The organism is Streptomyces sp. NPDC058145, from assembly GCF_042884245.1.
Taxonomy (GTDB): Bacteria; Actinomycetota; Actinomycetes; order Streptomycetales; family Streptomycetaceae; genus Streptomyces.
This window is the reverse complement of sequence record NZ_JBHVUH010000031.1, coordinates 1-16,932: the sequence shown is the minus strand read 5'-3', so window position 1 is coordinate 16,932 and position 16,932 is coordinate 1. Positions and strand designations below refer to the sequence as shown.

At 72.5% G+C, this 16,932-nt stretch carries 17 protein-coding genes; 15 read left to right on the top strand and 2 right to left on the bottom strand.

Translation table 11 applies throughout. From position 1 onward, the window contains the following. The first annotated feature begins 92 nt into the window (after positions 1-92). The 10 genes from ACFVVO_RS37470 (at position 93) to ACFVVO_RS37425 (ending at position 11,046) form a co-directional block, all read left to right on the top strand. Positions 93-2,159 carry a tetratricopeptide repeat protein gene (locus tag ACFVVO_RS37470; protein ID WP_390061206.1) on the top strand — a complete coding sequence of 689 codons (2,067 nt, stop codon included), beginning with the start codon at positions 93-95 and terminating at the stop codon, positions 2,157-2,159. 138 nt (positions 2,160-2,297) lie between these two features. Further along, positions 2,298-3,422: an alanine dehydrogenase gene (gene ald, locus ACFVVO_RS37465; RefSeq protein WP_390061205.1), complete on the top strand. Its 1,125-nt coding sequence runs from the start codon at positions 2,298-2,300 to the stop codon at positions 3,420-3,422. Positions 3,423-3,836: 414 nt separating this feature from the next. Then, positions 3,837-4,973: a ParA family protein gene (locus tag ACFVVO_RS37460; protein ID WP_390061204.1), complete on the top strand. Its 1,137-nt coding sequence runs from the start codon at positions 3,837-3,839 to the stop codon at positions 4,971-4,973. Then, positions 4,958-5,518 (top strand): hypothetical protein, encoded by a 561-nt coding sequence (locus tag ACFVVO_RS37455; RefSeq protein WP_390061202.1) that lies wholly within the window; start codon positions 4,958-4,960, stop codon positions 5,516-5,518. The genes ACFVVO_RS37460 and ACFVVO_RS37455 overlap by 16 nt, the downstream gene beginning before the upstream one ends. 38 nt (positions 5,519-5,556) lie before the next feature. Then, positions 5,557-6,714, top strand: a complete 1,158-nt coding sequence (locus ACFVVO_RS37450; RefSeq protein ID WP_390061201.1) for a segregation and condensation protein A — start codon at positions 5,557-5,559, stop codon at positions 6,712-6,714. Positions 6,715-6,770: 56 nt separating this feature from the next. Then, entirely contained in the window at positions 6,771-7,412 is a 642-nt protein-coding gene (scpB, locus tag ACFVVO_RS37445) for an SMC-Scp complex subunit ScpB (RefSeq protein ID WP_390061230.1), read from the top strand. Positions 7,413-7,425: 13 nt separating this feature from the next. Next, a complete protein-coding gene (locus ACFVVO_RS37440; protein WP_390061200.1) occupies positions 7,426-8,490 on the top strand; it encodes a pseudouridine synthase in 1,065 nt (354 codons plus the stop codon). A 54-nt stretch (positions 8,491-8,544) separates the two neighbouring features. Further along, the gene (locus ACFVVO_RS37435) at positions 8,545-9,273 is read left to right on the top strand and encodes an NUDIX domain-containing protein (protein WP_390061198.1); all 729 of its coding nucleotides are present in this window, start codon (positions 8,545-8,547) and stop codon (positions 9,271-9,273) included. After that, on the top strand, positions 9,270-10,292 hold the full coding sequence (locus ACFVVO_RS37430) for an ADP-ribosylglycohydrolase family protein (protein ID WP_390061197.1): 1,023 nt from the start codon (positions 9,270-9,272) through the stop codon (positions 10,290-10,292). Before ACFVVO_RS37435 ends, ACFVVO_RS37430 begins: the two co-directional genes overlap by 4 nt. Positions 10,293-10,296: 4 nt before the next feature. Then, on the top strand, positions 10,297-11,046 hold the full coding sequence (locus ACFVVO_RS37425) for a DNA polymerase beta superfamily protein (RefSeq protein WP_390061196.1): 750 nt from the start codon (positions 10,297-10,299) through the stop codon (positions 11,044-11,046). Here the strand turns inward: ACFVVO_RS37425 and ACFVVO_RS37420 are convergent. Together ACFVVO_RS37420 and ACFVVO_RS37415 are read right to left on the bottom strand one after the other, a co-directional pair. Further along, positions 10,990-11,715, bottom strand: a complete 726-nt coding sequence (locus tag ACFVVO_RS37420) for a DNA polymerase beta superfamily protein (RefSeq protein WP_390061194.1) — start codon at positions 11,713-11,715, stop codon at positions 10,990-10,992. The two genes, ACFVVO_RS37425 and ACFVVO_RS37420, sit on opposite strands and share 57 nt — an antisense overlap. Before the next feature lie 22 nt (positions 11,716-11,737). Next, positions 11,738-12,136, bottom strand: coding sequence for a Rieske (2Fe-2S) protein (locus ACFVVO_RS37415; RefSeq protein WP_390061193.1), 399 nt, complete (start codon positions 12,134-12,136; stop codon positions 11,738-11,740). A gap of 215 nt (positions 12,137-12,351) precedes the next feature. Between ACFVVO_RS37415 and aroH the strand changes: the two genes are divergently transcribed. The 5 genes from aroH (at position 12,352) to der (ending at position 16,872) form a co-directional block, all read left to right on the top strand. Continuing rightward, a complete protein-coding gene (gene aroH / locus ACFVVO_RS37410) occupies positions 12,352-12,714 on the top strand; it encodes a chorismate mutase (protein ID WP_390061192.1) in 363 nt (120 codons plus the stop codon). Next, a complete protein-coding gene (locus ACFVVO_RS37405; RefSeq protein ID WP_390061190.1) occupies positions 12,711-13,796 on the top strand; it encodes a prephenate dehydrogenase in 1,086 nt (361 codons plus the stop codon). Before aroH ends, ACFVVO_RS37405 begins: the two co-directional genes overlap by 4 nt. Positions 13,797-13,900: 104 nt before the next feature. Next, complete coding sequence (cmk, locus tag ACFVVO_RS37400; RefSeq protein ID WP_390061189.1) at positions 13,901-14,593, top strand: (d)CMP kinase; 693 nt, start codon at positions 13,901-13,903, stop codon at positions 14,591-14,593. A gap of 53 nt (positions 14,594-14,646) precedes the next feature. Continuing rightward, positions 14,647-15,234 (top strand): lysophospholipid acyltransferase family protein, encoded by a 588-nt coding sequence (locus tag ACFVVO_RS37395; RefSeq protein WP_390061229.1) that lies wholly within the window; start codon positions 14,647-14,649, stop codon positions 15,232-15,234. 159 nt (positions 15,235-15,393) lie between these two features. Further along, the gene (gene der / locus ACFVVO_RS37390) at positions 15,394-16,872 is read left to right on the top strand and encodes a ribosome biogenesis GTPase Der (protein ID WP_390061187.1); all 1,479 of its coding nucleotides are present in this window, start codon (positions 15,394-15,396) and stop codon (positions 16,870-16,872) included. Positions 16,873-16,932 lie beyond the last annotated feature (60 nt).

Genomic DNA, 16,932 nt, shown 5'->3' with positions numbered 1-16,932 from the left:
GGAACGTCGCAGAGCGTGAACTAGGCTCTGGAAATGCCTGTTCCGGGAGGACCCGGCGGGCTTGCGCGTGCGGTGGGACGGGAGTGTGGCCCGTGACGGATCAGCCGGTGGACACAGACGGCGCGCGGCTGCCCGCGCATCCGCCCGCGGAGGACCATTTCCTGGGCCGTACGCGGGAGTTGAAGGGACTGCGCGCCGACATCGAGCGGGCGGGCCTGGACACCCTCTCCGGCCGCAAGGCACCCCGCGCGCGCGTGCTCCTCATCGCGGGACGCCCCGGCTCCGGCCGGACCGCCCTGGCCGGGGAACTCGCCCGGCAGGTTGCCGAGCGTTACCCCGACGGAGTGCTGCGGGCCCGGCTCAGCGAGCCCGGCGGCACCCCCGTACCGGTCGCGCGCACCGCCCGCGACCTGCTCGCAGCGCTCGACGTGCCGGCTCCCGCCGGGGCCGCGGAGGACGACCTGACCGAGGTGCTGCGCACGGCCCTCGCCGGCCGGCGGGCGCTGCTCCTGCTGGACGACGCGGCCGGCGCCGAGCAGGTCGACGCGCTGCTGCCGGACGCCCCCGACTGCCTGGTCGTCGCCGTCGCCGGCGGCCCGCTCACCGGCATCGCCGACGTCCGCCCCTGCACCCTGGGCGGTCTCGACACCAAGTCGGCGGTGGAACTCCTCACCCGCTACACCGGTTCGGTCCGCATCACCGTCGACCCGCGCTCCGCCGAGAGCCTCGCCGAGGCCTGCCAGGGCCAGCCGGCCGCGCTCACCCTGGCCGGCGGCTGGCTCGCCTCCCGGCCCCAGGCGGCCGTCTCCGATCTCGCCAAACGGCTGCACGCGGACGCCGACGACGGCGCCGAGGGGACCCCGCTCGCCCGGGTCTTCCGGCTCGTCCACGACCAGCTTCCCGGCCAGGCCGCCCGGATACTGCGCCTGCTGTGCCTGGCCCCGGCCGGCCTGGTCGACCCGCACACCGCCTCCGCCCTGGCCGGCTGCTCGGTGGGCACCGCCGGTGCCGCGCTGAAGGAGTTCGTCGCGCTCGGCCTGCTGCGCGCGGTGGACTCCCCGCTGCCCGAGTACGTCGTCCCCGGCTGCCTGCACCCGCTGCTGCGCGCCCGCGCCGAGAGCCAGGAGCGCCCGGGTGAGCTCCAGCTCGCCCGGGCCCGGATGCTGGAGCGCAACGTACGGCTGCTGCAGTCCTGCCGGGTGATCACCGAGACGGACAGCCCGCAGGCCCGGGAGAAGCTACGGGAGATGCCCCCGGCGCTGCGCTTCCCCACGCCCCGCGTGGCCGCCGAGTGGCTGCGTGTGCGCAGGGCCGCCCTGCTGGCCGCCACCCGCATGGCCGTCGCCGACGGTGAGCTGGACACCCTCGCCCGCCGGCTGATGTCCCAGCTGGTCAGGGCCATGGCGGCGCACTTCGGCGCGCAGGCGGCCGCACCCGACCTGTACGAGGTCCACGGCCTCGTCCTCGATGTCGCCGAGCGGCGCGGGCTGCACCGGGAGCGGGCCGCTGCCCTGCTGAACCTCGGCGACGTGGACGCGCAGACCGGCCGCACCAGGGACGCGCTGGCCCGCTACCGGGCCGCGCTGGACGCCGGACGCGAGGCGAACGACCCGTACGCGACCGGCCGCGCGATGGAATCCGTAGGCGGCGCCCACCAGGAGCTGGGGGACTACGACCGGGCCGCGGACTGGTTCGGCCGGGCGCTGGCCGAGCGGCTGGCCCGCGGCGAGCGCGCCGGGGCCGCCCGGCTGTACGGCCGTACGGGCACCGCCCACACCTACGCGGGGCGCTACGGCGAGGCGCTCAGGAACTGGCGCGCGGCCGCCGCCGGGTACCGCAGGGACGGTGATGTGGCCGCCCACGCACGGGCGTTGAGCGAGGTGGCCCGGGTGCAGGAGTACGCGGGGCGGCCCGAGGAGTCGCTGCACACCTGCCGGGAGGCGGTGGAGTGGGCACGGCGCGCCCAGGACGCCCGGTTGCAGGCCGCCCTGCAGCTCAGGCTGGCCGACACCCTGGACCGGCTCGGCGACCCCGCGGCCGCCCATCTGCACCGGGCCGCGGCCGAGCGCATGCTGGGTAACGGGGCGCGGGAGGACGACGTCCTTCCGAAATACGGCGAGGACGCCTGCGAAATCCGTACTGCCGTGAGCGAAGATTGATGCAATGAAAGGCTAGACAGTCGGAACACCTTCATTAGACTGGCTCTGCCGCTCGTTCTCCTGCGGTGTCTCCCGGTATGCCCCTGCATGTCTGGGTACGTCTTGTACTGCACCCCCATACCCTCTGAGCCAAGGACCGTGATCGACGTGAAGGTCGGCATCCCCCGCGAGGTCAAGAACAACGAGTTCCGGGTGGCCATCACCCCCGCCGGTGTGCACGAGCTGGTGCGCAACGGCCACCAGGTCGTCGTCGAGCGGGGCGCCGGACTCGGCTCCTCGATCACGGACCAGGAGTACGTCTCCGCCGGTGCCACGATCCTCGGCACCGCCGACGAGGTGTGGGCCGCCGCCGACCTGCTGCTGAAGGTCAAGGAGCCGGTCGCGGAGGAGTACCACCGCCTCCGCAAGGACCAGATCCTCTTCACCTACCTGCACCTGGCCGCCTCCAAGGAGTGCACGGACGCGCTCATCGAGTCCGGCACCACGGCCATCGCGTACGAGACCGTCGAGCTGCCGAACCGCGCGCTGCCGCTGCTCGCCCCGATGTCCGAGGTCGCGGGCCGGCTGGCCCCGCAGGTCGGCGCCTACCACCTGATGCGCCCGGCCGGCGGCCGCGGAGTGCTGCCGGGCGGTGTGCCGGGCGTGACCCCGGCCAAGGCCGTCGTCATCGGCGGTGGCGTCTCCGGCTGGAACGCCACCCAGGTCGCCGTCGGCATGGGCTTCGACGTGACCCTGCTCGACCGCGACATCAACAAGCTGCGCGAGGCCGACAAGGTCTTCGGTACCAAGGTCAAGGCCATCATGTCCAACTCCTTCGAGCTGGAGAAGGCCGTCCTGGACGCCGACCTCGTCATCGGCGCGGTGCTCATCCCGGGCGCCAAGGCCCCGAAGCTCGTCACCAACGAGCTGGTGTCGCGCATGAAGCCCGGAAGTGTCCTTGTCGACATCGCGATCGACCAGGGCGGCTGCTTCGAGGACTCCCGTGCCACGACGCACGCCGAGCCGACCTTCCGCATCCACAACTCGGTCTTCTACTGCGTCGCCAACATGCCGGGCGCGGTGCCGAACACCTCCACCAACGCCCTCACCAACGCCACGCTGCCGTACATCGTCTCCCTCGCCAACAACGGCTGGGTGGAGGCGCTGCGCCGCGACGCCGCGCTCGCCAAGGGTCTCAACACCCATGACGGCAAGGTCGTTTACAAGGAGGTCGCCGAGGCCCACGGCCTGGAGCACGTGGAGCTGGAGTCCCTGCTCGGCTGACCCCCGCGACCTGGCATGTCGCCAAGTCGCCAACGGGTGAAAGGCGATTCGTCAACACGCATCGTCAACACCGGACGCCCGGCCGGACCTTGCCCGACAAGGTCCGGCCGGATGTGTGTATGGTCACTTTGCCACTTGCGGTCAACTCGCCTCGAACGTAACCCTTCGACCGATTCGCACACCGGTGAAACCTGCTGTGCGACGCCCGTACGCCCTTGACAGAGGGATGTTTCATTGCCGACACATCCTGCCGGGTCCGGCGGATTGTGTTGCTGCGGACCGCCGACACGCCATAGAGTCGCCAACCGTCGGCATGGTGCCACGCTGACCTTGTCTAGAAGTTTCCTGGTCACCAAGGAGGTAAGACGACTTGTGAATGAGTCGACATTTACTCCCGGGGGTGGTCAACCAGGAATGCCGGTACGGGGCCAGGCCGGTTCCGCGGGATTCGAGGCTGTCGGCTGCGTCGCTGTGCGCACCTTCGCAGCCCACCAGACTCCGGGTCCGCAGACGGTCCGGACAGCACACCACAGCATGGATGGCCATCACGTGAACGCCAGGGCCGGCGACGGAAGTGGCGCGCCCCACAACCAATTCGCCGTCTACGACGAACTGCCCGAGGGGCACTTCTACGACCCCGACGCCGAGTACGAGCCCGATCCCGAGTACGCGGCCACGCTCGCGCCCGACGCGGCCCGCCAGCGCCGTGAGCGCATCGGTCCGACCGGACGCCCGCTGCCGTACTTCCCGATCCCCGGCCCGCTGACCGACCACGGCCCCGCGAAGATCATCGCGATGTGCAACCAGAAGGGCGGCGTCGGCAAGACCACGTCGACCATCAACCTGGGTGCCGCGCTCGCGGAGTACGGCCGGCGCGTGCTGCTCGTGGACTTCGACCCGCAGGGCGCGCTGTCGGTGGGTCTCGGCGTCAACCCCATGGAGCTCGACCTCACCGTCTACAACCTGCTCATGGAGCGGGGCATGTCGGCGGACGAGGTCCTGCTGAAGACGGCGGTCCCCAACATGGACCTGCTGCCCTCCAACATCGACCTGTCGGCCGCCGAGGTCCAGCTGGTCTCCGAGGTCGCGCGCGAGTCGACCCTGCAGCGGGCGCTCAAGCCGCTGATGGACGACTACGACTACATCGTGATCGACTGCCAGCCCTCGCTGGGCCTGCTCACGGTCAACGCGCTGACGGCCGCCCACAAGGTGATCGTTCCGCTGGAGTGCGAGTTCTTCGCGCTGCGCGGTGTGGCCCTGCTGACCGAGACCATCGAGAAGGTCCAGGAGCGGCTCAACCCCGACCTGGAGCTCGACGGCATCCTCGCCACGATGTACGACTCGCGCACGGTGCACAGCCGTGAGGTGCTCGCGCGCGTGGTCGAGGCGTTCGACGACCACGTCTACCACACGGTCATCGGCCGCACGGTCCGCTTCCCGGAGACCACCGTCGCCGGTGAGCCGATCACCACGTACGCCTCCAACTCCGTCGGTGCCGCCGCCTACCGCCAGCTCGCCAGGGAGGTGCTCGCCCGGTGTCACGCCGAGTGAGTCTGCCCGGGGCCGACGAACTGTTCCGTACGACAGGGGGGATGGCGCTCCAGCCGTCCACGCCCCGGCGCGGGGCCAACGGCGAGGCCCGGGTGCCGGCTCCCGCGGGGGAGAGGGACGGCGTGGCCGCCGAGGACGCGCCGCCGTCGGTGCCCGTCCAGGGTGGTGACGGAGAGGGCGCGGAGCACGCCGCGGCGGACGCGGAGGCCGAGACCGCCGAGTCCCGCACCCGGCCGTCCCGGCGCCAGGCGCCGCCCGAGGGTTCGGCCGCCGCCGACGCCTCCGCGGCCGCGCAGCCGCGCAAGCGCGGGCGGGCGGCGAACCGGCGGCCCAGCGGGCGCGAACGGCACGACGAGAAGATCACGGTGTACGTGTCCGCCGAGGAACTGATGGACCTCGAACACGCGCGACTGGTCCTGCGGGGCGAGCACGGCCTCGCCGTGGACCGCGGCCGTATCGTCCGCGAGGCGGTCGCCGTGGTCCTGGCCGACCTGGAGTCCCGAGGGGACGCGAGCATCCTGGTACGGCGGCTGCGGGGTCGGTAGTCGGCCGAGCGGGCGCAAAGCGATAGCCTGCGACGGCCATGACCCCGAACGACGCCCCCGCCTCCGGCCCCGCTGCCGGCCGCAGGCGTGCGCTGGGCCGTGGACCTGGCACGCCCCACCTCCGACCCGCGGAGCCGCACACGGCTCCGCCGGAGCCCGCGCCGACACCCCCGCCGGACACCGCTCCGGCCCCGACCGAACCCGAACCACCGGCCGCGGGCGAGCCCGCCCCCGCGGAGCCGGGCGCGGCGGGGGGAGACACCGCTCAGGCGCCGGCGACCGCCGAACCCGGGCCGTCGGCCCGGCAGGAACCGGCGTCCGATGGCGTCGCCGCTGGTTCCGGGGCCGGGCGGGCCGCAGACGGTGATGCCGGGGAGACCGCCGCCGACGGTGTCTTCAAGGTTCGGCTCGCCAACTTCGAGGGGCCGTTCGATCTGCTGCTCCAGCTCATCTCCAAGCACAAGCTGGACGTCACCGAGGTCGCGCTGTCCAAGGTCACCGACGAGTTCATGGCGCACATCCGGGCCATGGGCCCCGACTGGGACCTGGACCAGACCACCGAGTTCCTCGTCGTCGCCGCCACGCTGCTCGACCTCAAGGCCGCCCGGCTGCTGCCCGCCGCCGAGGTCGAGGACGAGGCCGACCTCGCGCTGCTGGAGGCCCGGGACCTGCTCTTCGCGCGGCTGCTGCAGTACCGCGCCTACAAGCGGATCGCCGACATCTTCAACGAGCGCCTGGACGAGGAGGCCCGCCGCCACCCACGCACCGTCGGCCTCGAACCCCAGCACGCCGAGCTGCTGCCCGAGGTCGTCATCAGCATCGGCCCCGAGGGGTTCGCCAGGCTCGCCGTCAAGGCCATGCAGCCGAAGGCCAAGCCGCAGGTCTACGTCGACCACATCCACGCCCCGCTGGTCAGCGTGCGGGAACAGGCGGGGATCGTGGTGGCGCGGCTCAGGGAACTGGGCGAGGCCAGCTTCCGGGCGCTGGTCGAGGACACCGACGACACCCTCACCGTCGTGGCCCGCTTCCTGGCGCTGCTGGAGCTGTACCGGGAGAAGGCCGTCGCCCTGGAGCAGGAGGTCGCCCTCGGGGAGCTGCTGGTGCGCTGGACCGGCGGGGACACGGAGGTGTCACCGATGGTCACCGACGAGTTCGACCGGCCGCCCGAGGAGCCCAAGGAGGAGAAGAAGGCGTGAGCGAGACCACCGAGGCACCCGCCGGGACCACCGAGGCACCCGACGGCGCCACCGAAGTGCCCACCGACGCGCCCGCGGGCCTGCGCGCCGTCGCCGGGCTCGACCTCAAGCCCGCCCTCGAAGCGGTCCTCATGGTCGTGGACGAGCCCGCGACCGAGGAACACCTGGCCCGGATCCTGGAGCGGCCCAAGCGGCAGATCGGGGACGCGCTGCGCGAGCTGGCCGACGACTACACCGTGCAGGGCCGCGGCTTCGAGCTGCGGTTCGTCGCGGGCGGCTGGCGCTTCTACACCCGTGCCGAGTACGCGCCCGCCGTGGAGCGGCTGGTCCTGGACGGCCAGACGGCCCGTCTCACCCAGGCCGCGCTGGAGACCCTCGCGGTCGTCGCCTACCGCCAGCCGGTCAGCCGCAGCCGTGTATCCGCCGTGCGCGGAGTGAACTGTGACGGCGTGATGCGCACCCTCCTGCAGCGCGGTCTGGTCGAGGAGGCGGGCACGGAACCCGAAACAGGTGCGATCCTGTACAGGACGACGAACTACTTCCTGGAACGGATGGGCCTGCGCGGCCTGGACGAACTTCCGGAGCTCGCGCCCTTCCTCCCGGAGGCGGAGGCGATCGAGGCCGAGACCCAGGAGGGAGTCCCGTCGTTCGACCCGGACGCGCCCGACGCGCCCGGCGGTCAGGACGCAGACGACTAAGACGGAAACCTTGATGCGAAGCAGCGGCAGCGGCAAGAGCGGCGGGCGCGGTAACTACCGCGGTGCCGGCAACGACAGGGACCAGAAGCAGGGGCAGGACCGGCCCCGCAAGCCCCGCCCCGAGGAGCGCCGCTACGACGTGGGCCCCGCGGCCTCCCAGGAGGGCCCCAAGTCCGGGCGCGGCGGCTCCGCGCGCGGCGGCGCCAAGGGCGGCCCGAAGCAGTCCCAGCAGCGCGGCGGCCGTTCGGCCCCGGCGCGCTCGCGCGAGTACGAGACCCGGGTCGAGGAGCGCAACCGGGAGCGGTACGCGGGCAAGAAGGACGTCAAACCGCCCAAGACCTTCCCCGGCGCCGAGCAGGAGGGCGAGCGGCTGCAGAAGGTGCTCGCGCGCGCGGGCTACGGCTCCCGCCGCGCCTGCGAGGAGCTGATCGAGCAGGCCCGGGTCGAGATCAACGGCGAGATCGTGCTGGAGCAGGGCCGCCGGGTGGACCCGGAGAAGGACGAGGTCAAGGTCGACGGCCTGACCGTCGCCACGCAGTCGTACCAGTTCTTCTCGCTCAACAAGCCCGCCGGCGTCGTCTCCACCATGGAGGACCCGGAGGGCCGCCAGTGCCTCGGTGACTACGTCACCAACCGCGAGACGCGGCTCTTCCACGTCGGCCGGCTCGACACCGAGACCGAGGGTGTCATCCTGCTCACCAACCACGGCGAGCTGGCGCACCGGCTGACCCACCCGAAGTACGGCGTGAAGAAGACGTACCTCGCGGCCATCGTCGGCCCCATCCCGCGCGACCTGGGCAAGCGTCTGAAGGACGGCATCCAGCTGGAGGACGGCTACGCGCGCGCGGACCACTTCCGGGTGGTCGAGCAGACCGGCAAGAACTACCTGGTCGAGGTGACCCTGCACGAGGGCCGCAAGCACATCGTGCGCCGGATGCTCGCCGAGGCCGGCTTCCCGGTCGAGAAGCTGGTGCGCACCGCCTTCGGCCCGATCACCCTCGGCGACCAGAAGTCGGGCTGGCTGCGCCGCCTGTCCAACACCGAGGTCGGGATGCTCTTGCAGGAGGTCGACCTCTAAAGAGGTTGTGCTTCCGGACACCCCCTTTTATAGTCGCAGTGACTATTAAAGGGGGTGTCCGTGCTGCGGGGTTACGACAAGCACGCCTACGAGCCTTTCGCCGTCACCGTCGACCTCGCCGTCCTGACCGTCCGCGAGGGCGCGCTGCATGTGCTGCTGGTCGAGCGCGGGCAGGAGCCGTACGCCGGTGACTGGGCGCTGCCCGGCGGCTTCCTGCTGCCCGACGAGTCGGCGGAGACGGCCGCCCGGCGCGAACTCGCCGAGGAGACCGGCCTGGACGACGTCTCCGGGCTGGACCTGGAGCAGTTGCGCACCTACAGCGAGCCGGGCCGCGACCCACGGATGCGGGTCGTCTCCGTCGCGTTCACCGCGCTGCTGCCCGAGCCCCCCGAACCCCGCGGCGGCGGCGACGCGGCCCAGGCCCGCTGGCTGCCGTACGGCTCGGTGGGGCCGCTCGCCTTCGACCACGACCGCATCCTCGCCGACGCCCACGAACGCGTCGGCGACCGGCTGGAGAACACCCGCGCCGCCACCGCCTTCTGCCCGCCCGAGTTCACCCTCGGCGAGCTGCAGCAGGTCTATGAGACGGTGTGGGGCATCGCCCTGGACCGGCCCAACTTCCGCCGCAAGGTGCTCGCCACCCCTGGTTTCGTCGAACCCGTCCCCGGCGCCGCCCGGCTCACCGGCGGCCGCGGCAAGCCGGCCGCCCTCTACCGCGCGGGACCCGCCACCGCCCTGCACCCGCCCCTGCTCCGACCGTCCCGGGAGGGAAGCCCCGCATGACCACCACCCGCCCGAGCAAACGCGCCGCCACCGGCTCCCTCCTCGGCCTCGCCCTCGGGGACGCCCTCGGCTTCCCGACCGAGTTCAACGACGTCCCCTCGATCCTCGCCAAGTGCGGCCCCTGGCGGGAGATGGAGCTGCCGCGGCGCGCCCTCGTCTCGGACGACACCCAGATGACCCTCGCCCTCGGCCGCGGGCTCCGCACGGCCATGGAGCGCGGGTACCTCGCCCCGAAGCGGCTGGAGCGGCCGCTGCGCGAGGAGTTCGTGGACTGGTACCTGTCGCCGGACAACAACCGCGCCCCGGGCAACACCTGCCTGACCGCGTGCGACCTGCTCAAGGAGGAGGGCCGCGGCTGGCAGGACGCCAGCCAGGTCGGCTCCAAGGGCTGCGGCGCCAACATGCGCGTCGCCCCCATCGGCCTCGCCCCCGGCCTGACCGCGGAACAGCGCGCCGGCGCCGCCCAGTTGCAGTCCGCGCTCACCCATGGACACCCCACCGCCCTGGCCGCCTCCGACCTGACCGCACATGCCGTGCACCTGCTCGCCCGGGGCACCGACCCGGCCGGGCTCGTCGGGCAGCTCCGCAGTTACGCCTACGACAACCGCACCCGCTACGACCACACCTGGCTCGGCGATTTGTGGACCCGCTCCCAGGACCCCGGCCCCGAGCACTTCATCGCGCGCGGCTGGGACGAGTGCCTGGACATGCTCGGCCGCCTCCAGGAGGCCGTGCGCACCGTCTCCCCGGAGACCGACCCCTGCCTGGCCACCGGCGAGGGCTGGATCGCCGAGGAGGCCCTCGCCACCGGGCTGCTGTGCTTCCTGCTCTTCCCCGACCAGCCCGTCACCGCCCTGCGCCGGGCCGCCTGCTCCTCGGGCGACTCGGACTCGATCGCCTGCCTCACCGGGGCCTTCGCGGGCGCCTGGCTCGGCGCGGACGCCTGGCCCGCCGACTGGGCCGGGCGGATCGAGTACCGGGGCGACCTGTTGGCGCTGGGAGCGCTCTGGGACGCTTAGACCCATGATCGACGACCTCGACATGGACCTGACGCCCGTGATCGCCGAGCAGCCCCACCCCCTGCTGTTCGCGACCGTCTCCGGAGCCCACCTGTACGGGTTCCCCTCCGAGGACTCCGACCTCGACCTGCGCGGCGCCCATCTGCTGCCCGCCGCGGACCTGGTCGGGCTGCGCGAACCGGAGGAGACGCGGTCGCGGACATGGGTGCGGTTCGGCGTCGAGATGGACCTCGTCACCCACGACGTGCGCAAGTTCGCCCGGCTGATGCTCCGGCGCAACGGCTATGTGCTGGAGCAGCTCCTCTCGCCCCTCGTGGCGCACACCTCCGAGGAGCACCGGGAACTGGCCGCCCTCACGCCGGGCGTCCTCACCAGCCACCACGCCCACCACTACCGCGGGTTCGCGGTGACCCAGTGGCGGCTGTTCGACAAGACCGGCGAACTCAAGCCGCTGCTCTACACGTTCCGCGTGCTGCTCACCGGCATCCATCTGATGCGCAGCGGCGAGGTGCAGGCCCATCTGCCCACCCTCCTGGACCAGGTGGACGCGCCCGCCTACCTGCCCGAGCTGATCGCCGCCAAGGCCGAGCGCGAGCACGTCACCGCCGACATCGACCACGCGCGCGTGGAGGCCGACGTGGAGCGGCTGCACGCCGTGCTCGACGAGGCGCAGGCCGCCTCAGCCCTGCCCGACGCCTCAAGCGCGCACGACGCCCTGCACGACTTCGTCGTACGCGTCCGCCCGGCGGGCTGAGTCCCGGCGCGCCCGGAAGAGGAAGCCGGCCACGCGCGCGCGGTCCGGTTCCGGCGGCAGCGGGGTGCCGTGCAGGGCGTCCTCGGTCTGCGCCGCGAGACGGGCCATGCGGGCCTCGACCTCCGGCCAGGGGATCTCGCCCCGCTTCACCGCCAGCAGCGGCTCCCGCTCGTCGCCGACGTCGATCCGCAGCTCCCCGGTGCGCAGCAGGTCCCGGGCGCTCATCAGCAGACGCAGCAGGTGCATGGCGTGCTTCCAGCGCGGGGCGCCCGTCGTGCGGACGTCGGCGTCGAGCTTCCTGCGCTGGCCGAGGGCGTAGCGCGTGAAGGTGTCGTACACCTGCCGGGAGAGAAAGGCGCCGCGCAGGGACAGCAGTTCGCGGCCGGTGTCGTCCATGTGCTCCACCAGCGGGGAGTGCAGGCACTCCAGGATGTTCGGGTTGCCGCGCAGCGCCAGCTCGCAGAACCGCTCCAGCTCCCAGGAGAACCGCTCCTCGCCCGGCCCCTCCACGTGCGCCGGCGGTTTCGCGAAATGCCAGAACAGGGGAGTGGGGGCGAGGAAGACGCCCCGCCGGTCGGTGTCACTGGCCTCGGTGGCCAGGCCGAAGGCCCGCGAACCCATGACGCAGGCGTAGATCGTGTGGTCGCGTACCAGGTCCTCGGGCTGCATCCCGGGAGCGTACGCGGGCCGCTCACGCCAGGTGGATCGAATTTCCCTCCACCTTGATCGTCTCGGCGGGCAGCGGCCGGGTCGCCGGGCCGTGCGCCACCGAGCCGTCGGCGATGTGGAACCTGCTGCCGTGACAGGGGCAGTCGATGGTGCCGTCGGCCACCTTGCTCACCGTGCAGCCCTCGTGCGTGCAGATCGCCGAGAAGGCCTTGAAGTCGCCCTTCGACGGCTGGGTGACCACGATCTTCTGCTCCTTGAAGATCTTGCCGCCGCCCTCGGGGATGTCGCTCGTGCTCGCCAGCTCCTGGCCGCCGGGCGACGAGGAGGCGCCCGTCGAACCGCCGCCGCCGCCCCCGCAGCCGGTGGCGAGCGCCGCCGCGCCCGTCGCGAGAACCGTGCGCCGCGTCGTGCTGTAGGTCATGTCGTCACTCCGAACATCGCCAGTAAGAAAAGCCACGATTTGCGACATCTTCGCACCAAAGGTGCTCCTGTCGAAGGAAGAGGCGGGAGGGGAGACACGGCCGTCACCGGGTCGGACCCGCGTCTCAGCGGGCGGGCGCCGGGCACCCGGCCGCTCAGGGCATGGCTAGGCTGGACGGGCCAGGAACCAAACGCATGTCAGCAAGGAGCAGCGCCGTGGCGGTACGAGCGGTCCGGGGGGCCGTCCAACTGGAGCGGGACGAGGCCGGGCACATGGACGAGCAGGTCGGAGCGCTGCTCACCGCGATCCTGGAGCGGAACGGACTCACCGCCGACGACCTGATCAGCATCTGGTTCACGGCCACCCCCGACCTGCACAGCGACTTCCCGGCCGCCGCCGCCCGCAAGCTCGGGATCGTCGACGTCCCCCTGATCTGCGCCCAGGAACTGGACATCGAGGGCGCCATGCCCCGTGTCGTCCGGGTGCTCGCGCACATCGAGTCGGACCGGCCCCGCGCCCGGATCGCCCACGTCTACCTCGGCGCCGCCGCCGCCCTGCGCAAGGACATCGCCCAGTGAGAACCGCACTCGTCATCGGCACCGGGCTCATCGGCACCTCCGCCGCGCTCGCCCTGACCCAGCGGGGCGTCGTCGTCCACCTCACCGACCACGACCCCGAGCAGGCCCGCACGGCGGCCGCGCTGGGCGCCGGCACCGACGAGGCCCCCGACGGCCCGGTGGACCTCGCCGTCGTCGCCGCCCCGCCCGCACACGTGGCCGGTGTCCTCGCGGACGCCATGGCCCGCGGCGCCGCGCGCGGCTACGTGGACGTGGCCAGCGTCAAGGGAGGCCCGCGCCGCGAGCTGGAGGCGCGCGGTCTCGACCTGTCCGCCTACATCGGCACCCACCCCATGTCCGGCCGGGAGAAGTCCGGCCCGCTGGCCGCGACCGGCGACCTCTTCGAGGGCCGCCCCTGGGTGCTCACCCCGACCCGGGACACCGACACCGAGGTCCTCAACCTCGCCCTGGAACTGGTCTCGCACTGCCGGGCCGTGCCGGTCGTCATGGACGCCGACGCCCACGACCGGGCCGTGGCGCTCGTCTCCCACATGCCCCACCTGGTCTCCAGCATGGTCGCGGCCCGCCTGGAGCACGCCGAGGAGGCGGCCGTACGACTGTGCGGGCAGGGCATCCGGGACGTGACCCGGATCGCCGCCTCCGACCCCGGGATGTGGATCGACATCCTCTCCGCCAACCCCGGTCCGGTCGCCGACCTGCTCACCGACGTCTCCGCCGACCTGGAGGAGGCCGTCCGCGCCCTGCGCGCCCTGCAGTCCTCCGACGAGGACAAGCGCCGCGAGGGCGGCTCGGGCATCGAGGACGTGCTGCGCCGCGGCAACGCGGGCCAGGTGCGGGTACCCGGCAAGCACGGCAGCGCGCCGCGCGTGTACGAGACCGTCGTCGTCCTCATCGACGACCAGCCCGGCCAGCTCGCCCGCATCTTCGCGGACGCGGGACGGGCCGGGGTCAACATCGAGGACGTCCGGATCGAACACGCGACGGGGCAGCAGGCCGGTCTCGTCCAGCTCCTGGTCGAGCCCAAGGCCGCGCCCGGGCTGAAGGAGGCGCTGCGTGAGCGGGGCTGGGCGCTGCGGCAGTAGGAAGGCGGCCGTCCGTTCGGGTCACCCGTACCCAGTAACCTTGTGCAGGGCGCTCTCGCGCTCCGGCCCCCCCGCCCCCGCACCGCACCAGGAAGGTGTCCCCCGTGGAAAACGGCGCCCCGACCGCCAAGCCCGTGATCGTCGCGATCGACGGCCCCTCCGGCACGGGCAAGTCGAGCACGTCGAAGGCCGTGGCCGCCCAGCTCGGCCTGAGCTACCTCGACACCGGCGCCCAGTACCGGGCCATCACCTGGTGGATGGTGGCCAACGGCATAGACCTCGAGGACCCGACCGCCATCGCCGCCGTCGCGGGCAAGCCGGAGATCGTCTCCGGCACCGACCCGTCCGCCCCGACCATCACGGTCGACGGCGTCGACGTGGCCGCCCCGATCCGCACCCAGGAGGTCACCTCCCGGGTCAGCGCGGTCAGCGCGGTGCCCGAGGTGCGCACCCGGATCACCGAGCTGCAGCGCTCGCTGGCGGCCGGCGCCGAGCTCGGCATCGTGGTCGAGGGCCGGGACATCGGCACCACCGTGCTGCCGGACGCCGACCTGAAGGTCTTCCTCACCGCCTCCCCGGAGGCCCGCGCGGCCCGCCGCAGCGGCGAGCTGAAGGGCGCCGACGTCCACGCCACCCGCGAGGCCCTGGTCAAGCGGGACGCCGCCGACTCCAGCCGCAAGACCTCCCCGCTCGCCAAGGCCGGCGACGCGGTCGAGGTGGACACCACCGAGCTCACCCTCGCCCAGGTCATCGAGTGCGTCGTCACCCTGGTCGAGGAGAAGCGGGCCGGGAAGTGAGCCTTCCGTCGGAGCGGGGCGCCGAGGTCGGGCGGCGCATCGGCGTCGGCCTGATGTACGGGCTGTGGCGGCCGCGTGTGCTCGGCGCCTGGAAGCTGCCCGCGAGCGGTCCGGCGATCCTCGCCGTGAACCACTCGCACAACATCGACGGGCCGATGGTCATGGGCGTCTCGCCCCGGCCGACGCACTTCCTGATCAAGAGGGAGGCGTTCGTCGGCCCGCTGAACCCCTTCCTGACCGGCATCGGCCAGCTCAAGGTGGACCGCGCCTCCGCCGACCGCACCGCCATCACCCAGGCCCTCGGCGTGCTGGAGGCCGGGGGAGTGCTGGGCATCTTCCCGGAGGGCACCCGGGGCGAGGGCGACTTCGCCTCGCTGCGGGCCGGGCTCGCGTACTTCGCGGTGCGCGGTGGGGCGCCGATCGTGCCCGTGGCCGTACTGGGAAGTACCGCGCGACCCGGCCGGTTGATAAAGGCGCTGCCCCCGCTGCGCTCCCGCGTCGACGTCGTCTTCGGCGACCCGTTCGACGCGGGCGACGGTTCGGGACGGCGCACGCGCAGGGCGCTGGACGAGGCGACCGAGCGCATCCAGAAGCAGCTCACCAGCCACCTGGAGAACGCCAGGCGCCTCACCGGGTGCTGAGCCCTGCCCGGTGGATCAGGCCGCCGAGCGGGGCTGGTCGGATACCGTTGATTTCCTCCGGCCTGATCCGCCGGGCAGGGCAAGCGACACTTGAGTAGTGGATCAGCCCACCAGGGCCGCTCCACCGATCACCACGATGAACGACGAGGTACGGACTTCATGAACGACCAGACCCAGCCCGGCGACTCGGCTGAGCACGAGTACGACCACGGGGCTCTCGGCGACGCCGAGTACGCGGAGTTCATGGAGCTCGCCGCGGAAGAGGGCTTCGACGTCGAGGACGTCGAGGGCGCCATCGAGGCGGCGGGCCACGGTCCGCTGCCCGTGCTCGCCGTCGTCGGCCGTCCCAATGTCGGCAAGTCGACCCTGGTGAACCGGATCATCGGCCGGCGTGAGGCCGTGGTCGAGGACAAGCCCGGCGTCACCCGCGACCGCGTCACCTACGAGGCCGAGTGGGCGGGCCGCCGCTTCAAGGTGGTCGACACCGGCGGCTGGGAGCAGGACGTCCTCGGCATCGACGCCTCCGTGGCCGCGCAGGCCGAGTACGCGATCGAGGCCGCCGACGCGGTCGTCTTCGTCGTGGACGCCAAGGTCGGCGCCACCGACACCGACGAGGCGGTCGTACGGCTGCTGCGCAAGGCGGGCAAGCCCGTCGTGCTGGCGGCCAACAAGGTCGACGGCCCGAGCGGCGAGGCCGACGCCACCTACCTCTGGTCCCTGGGCCTCGGCGAGCCGCACCCCGTCTCCGCCCTGCACGGACGCGGCACCGGCGACATGCTGGACGCCGTCCTGGAGGCGCTGCCCGAGGCGCCCGAGCAGACCTTCGGCACCGCGGTCGGCGGTCCGCGCCGCATCGCCCTCATCGGCCGCCCGAACGTCGGCAAGTCCTCCCTCCTGAACAAGGTGGCGGGCGAGGAGCGCGTCGTCGTCAACGAGGTGGCCGGCACCACCCGTGACCCGGTCGACGAGCTGATCGAGCTGGGCGGCGTGACCTGGAAGTTCGTCGACACCGCGGGCATCCGCAAGCGTGTCCACCTCCAGCAGGGCGCCGACTACTACGCCTCGCTGCGTACCGCGGCCGCCGTCGAGAAGGCGGAGGTGGCCGTCATCCTGATCGACGCCTCCGAGAACATCTCGGTCCAGGACCAGCGCATCGTCACCATGGCCGTGGAGGCGGGCCGCGCGGTCGTCCTCGCCTTCAACAAGTGGGACACCCTCGACGAGGAGCGCCGCTACTACCTGGATCGGGAGATCGAGACCGAGCTCGCCCAGGTCGCCTGGGCGCCCCGGGTCAACGTCTCGGCCCGTACCGGCCGGCACATGGAGAAGTTGGTCCCGGCGATCGAGACCGCCCTCGACGGCTGGGAGACCCGGGTACCCACCGGCCGGCTGAACGCCTTCCTCGGCGGGCTGGTCTCGGCCCACCCGCACCCCGTCCGGGGCGGCAAGCAGCCGCGCATCCTGTTCGGCACCCAGGCCGGCACCAAGCCGCCGCGGTTCGTCCTCTTCGCCTCCGGCTTCATCGAGGCCGGCTACCGGCGCTTCATCGAGCGCCGACTGCGCGAGGAGTTCAGCTTCGAAGGCACCCCGATCCACATCTCCGTGCGGGTGCGCGAGAAGCGCGGCAAGAAGAAGTAACCGGCGCCTGAGGCATGGCGAAGGGCGGCCCCCGGAGAACGGGGGGCCGCCCTTCGCCAT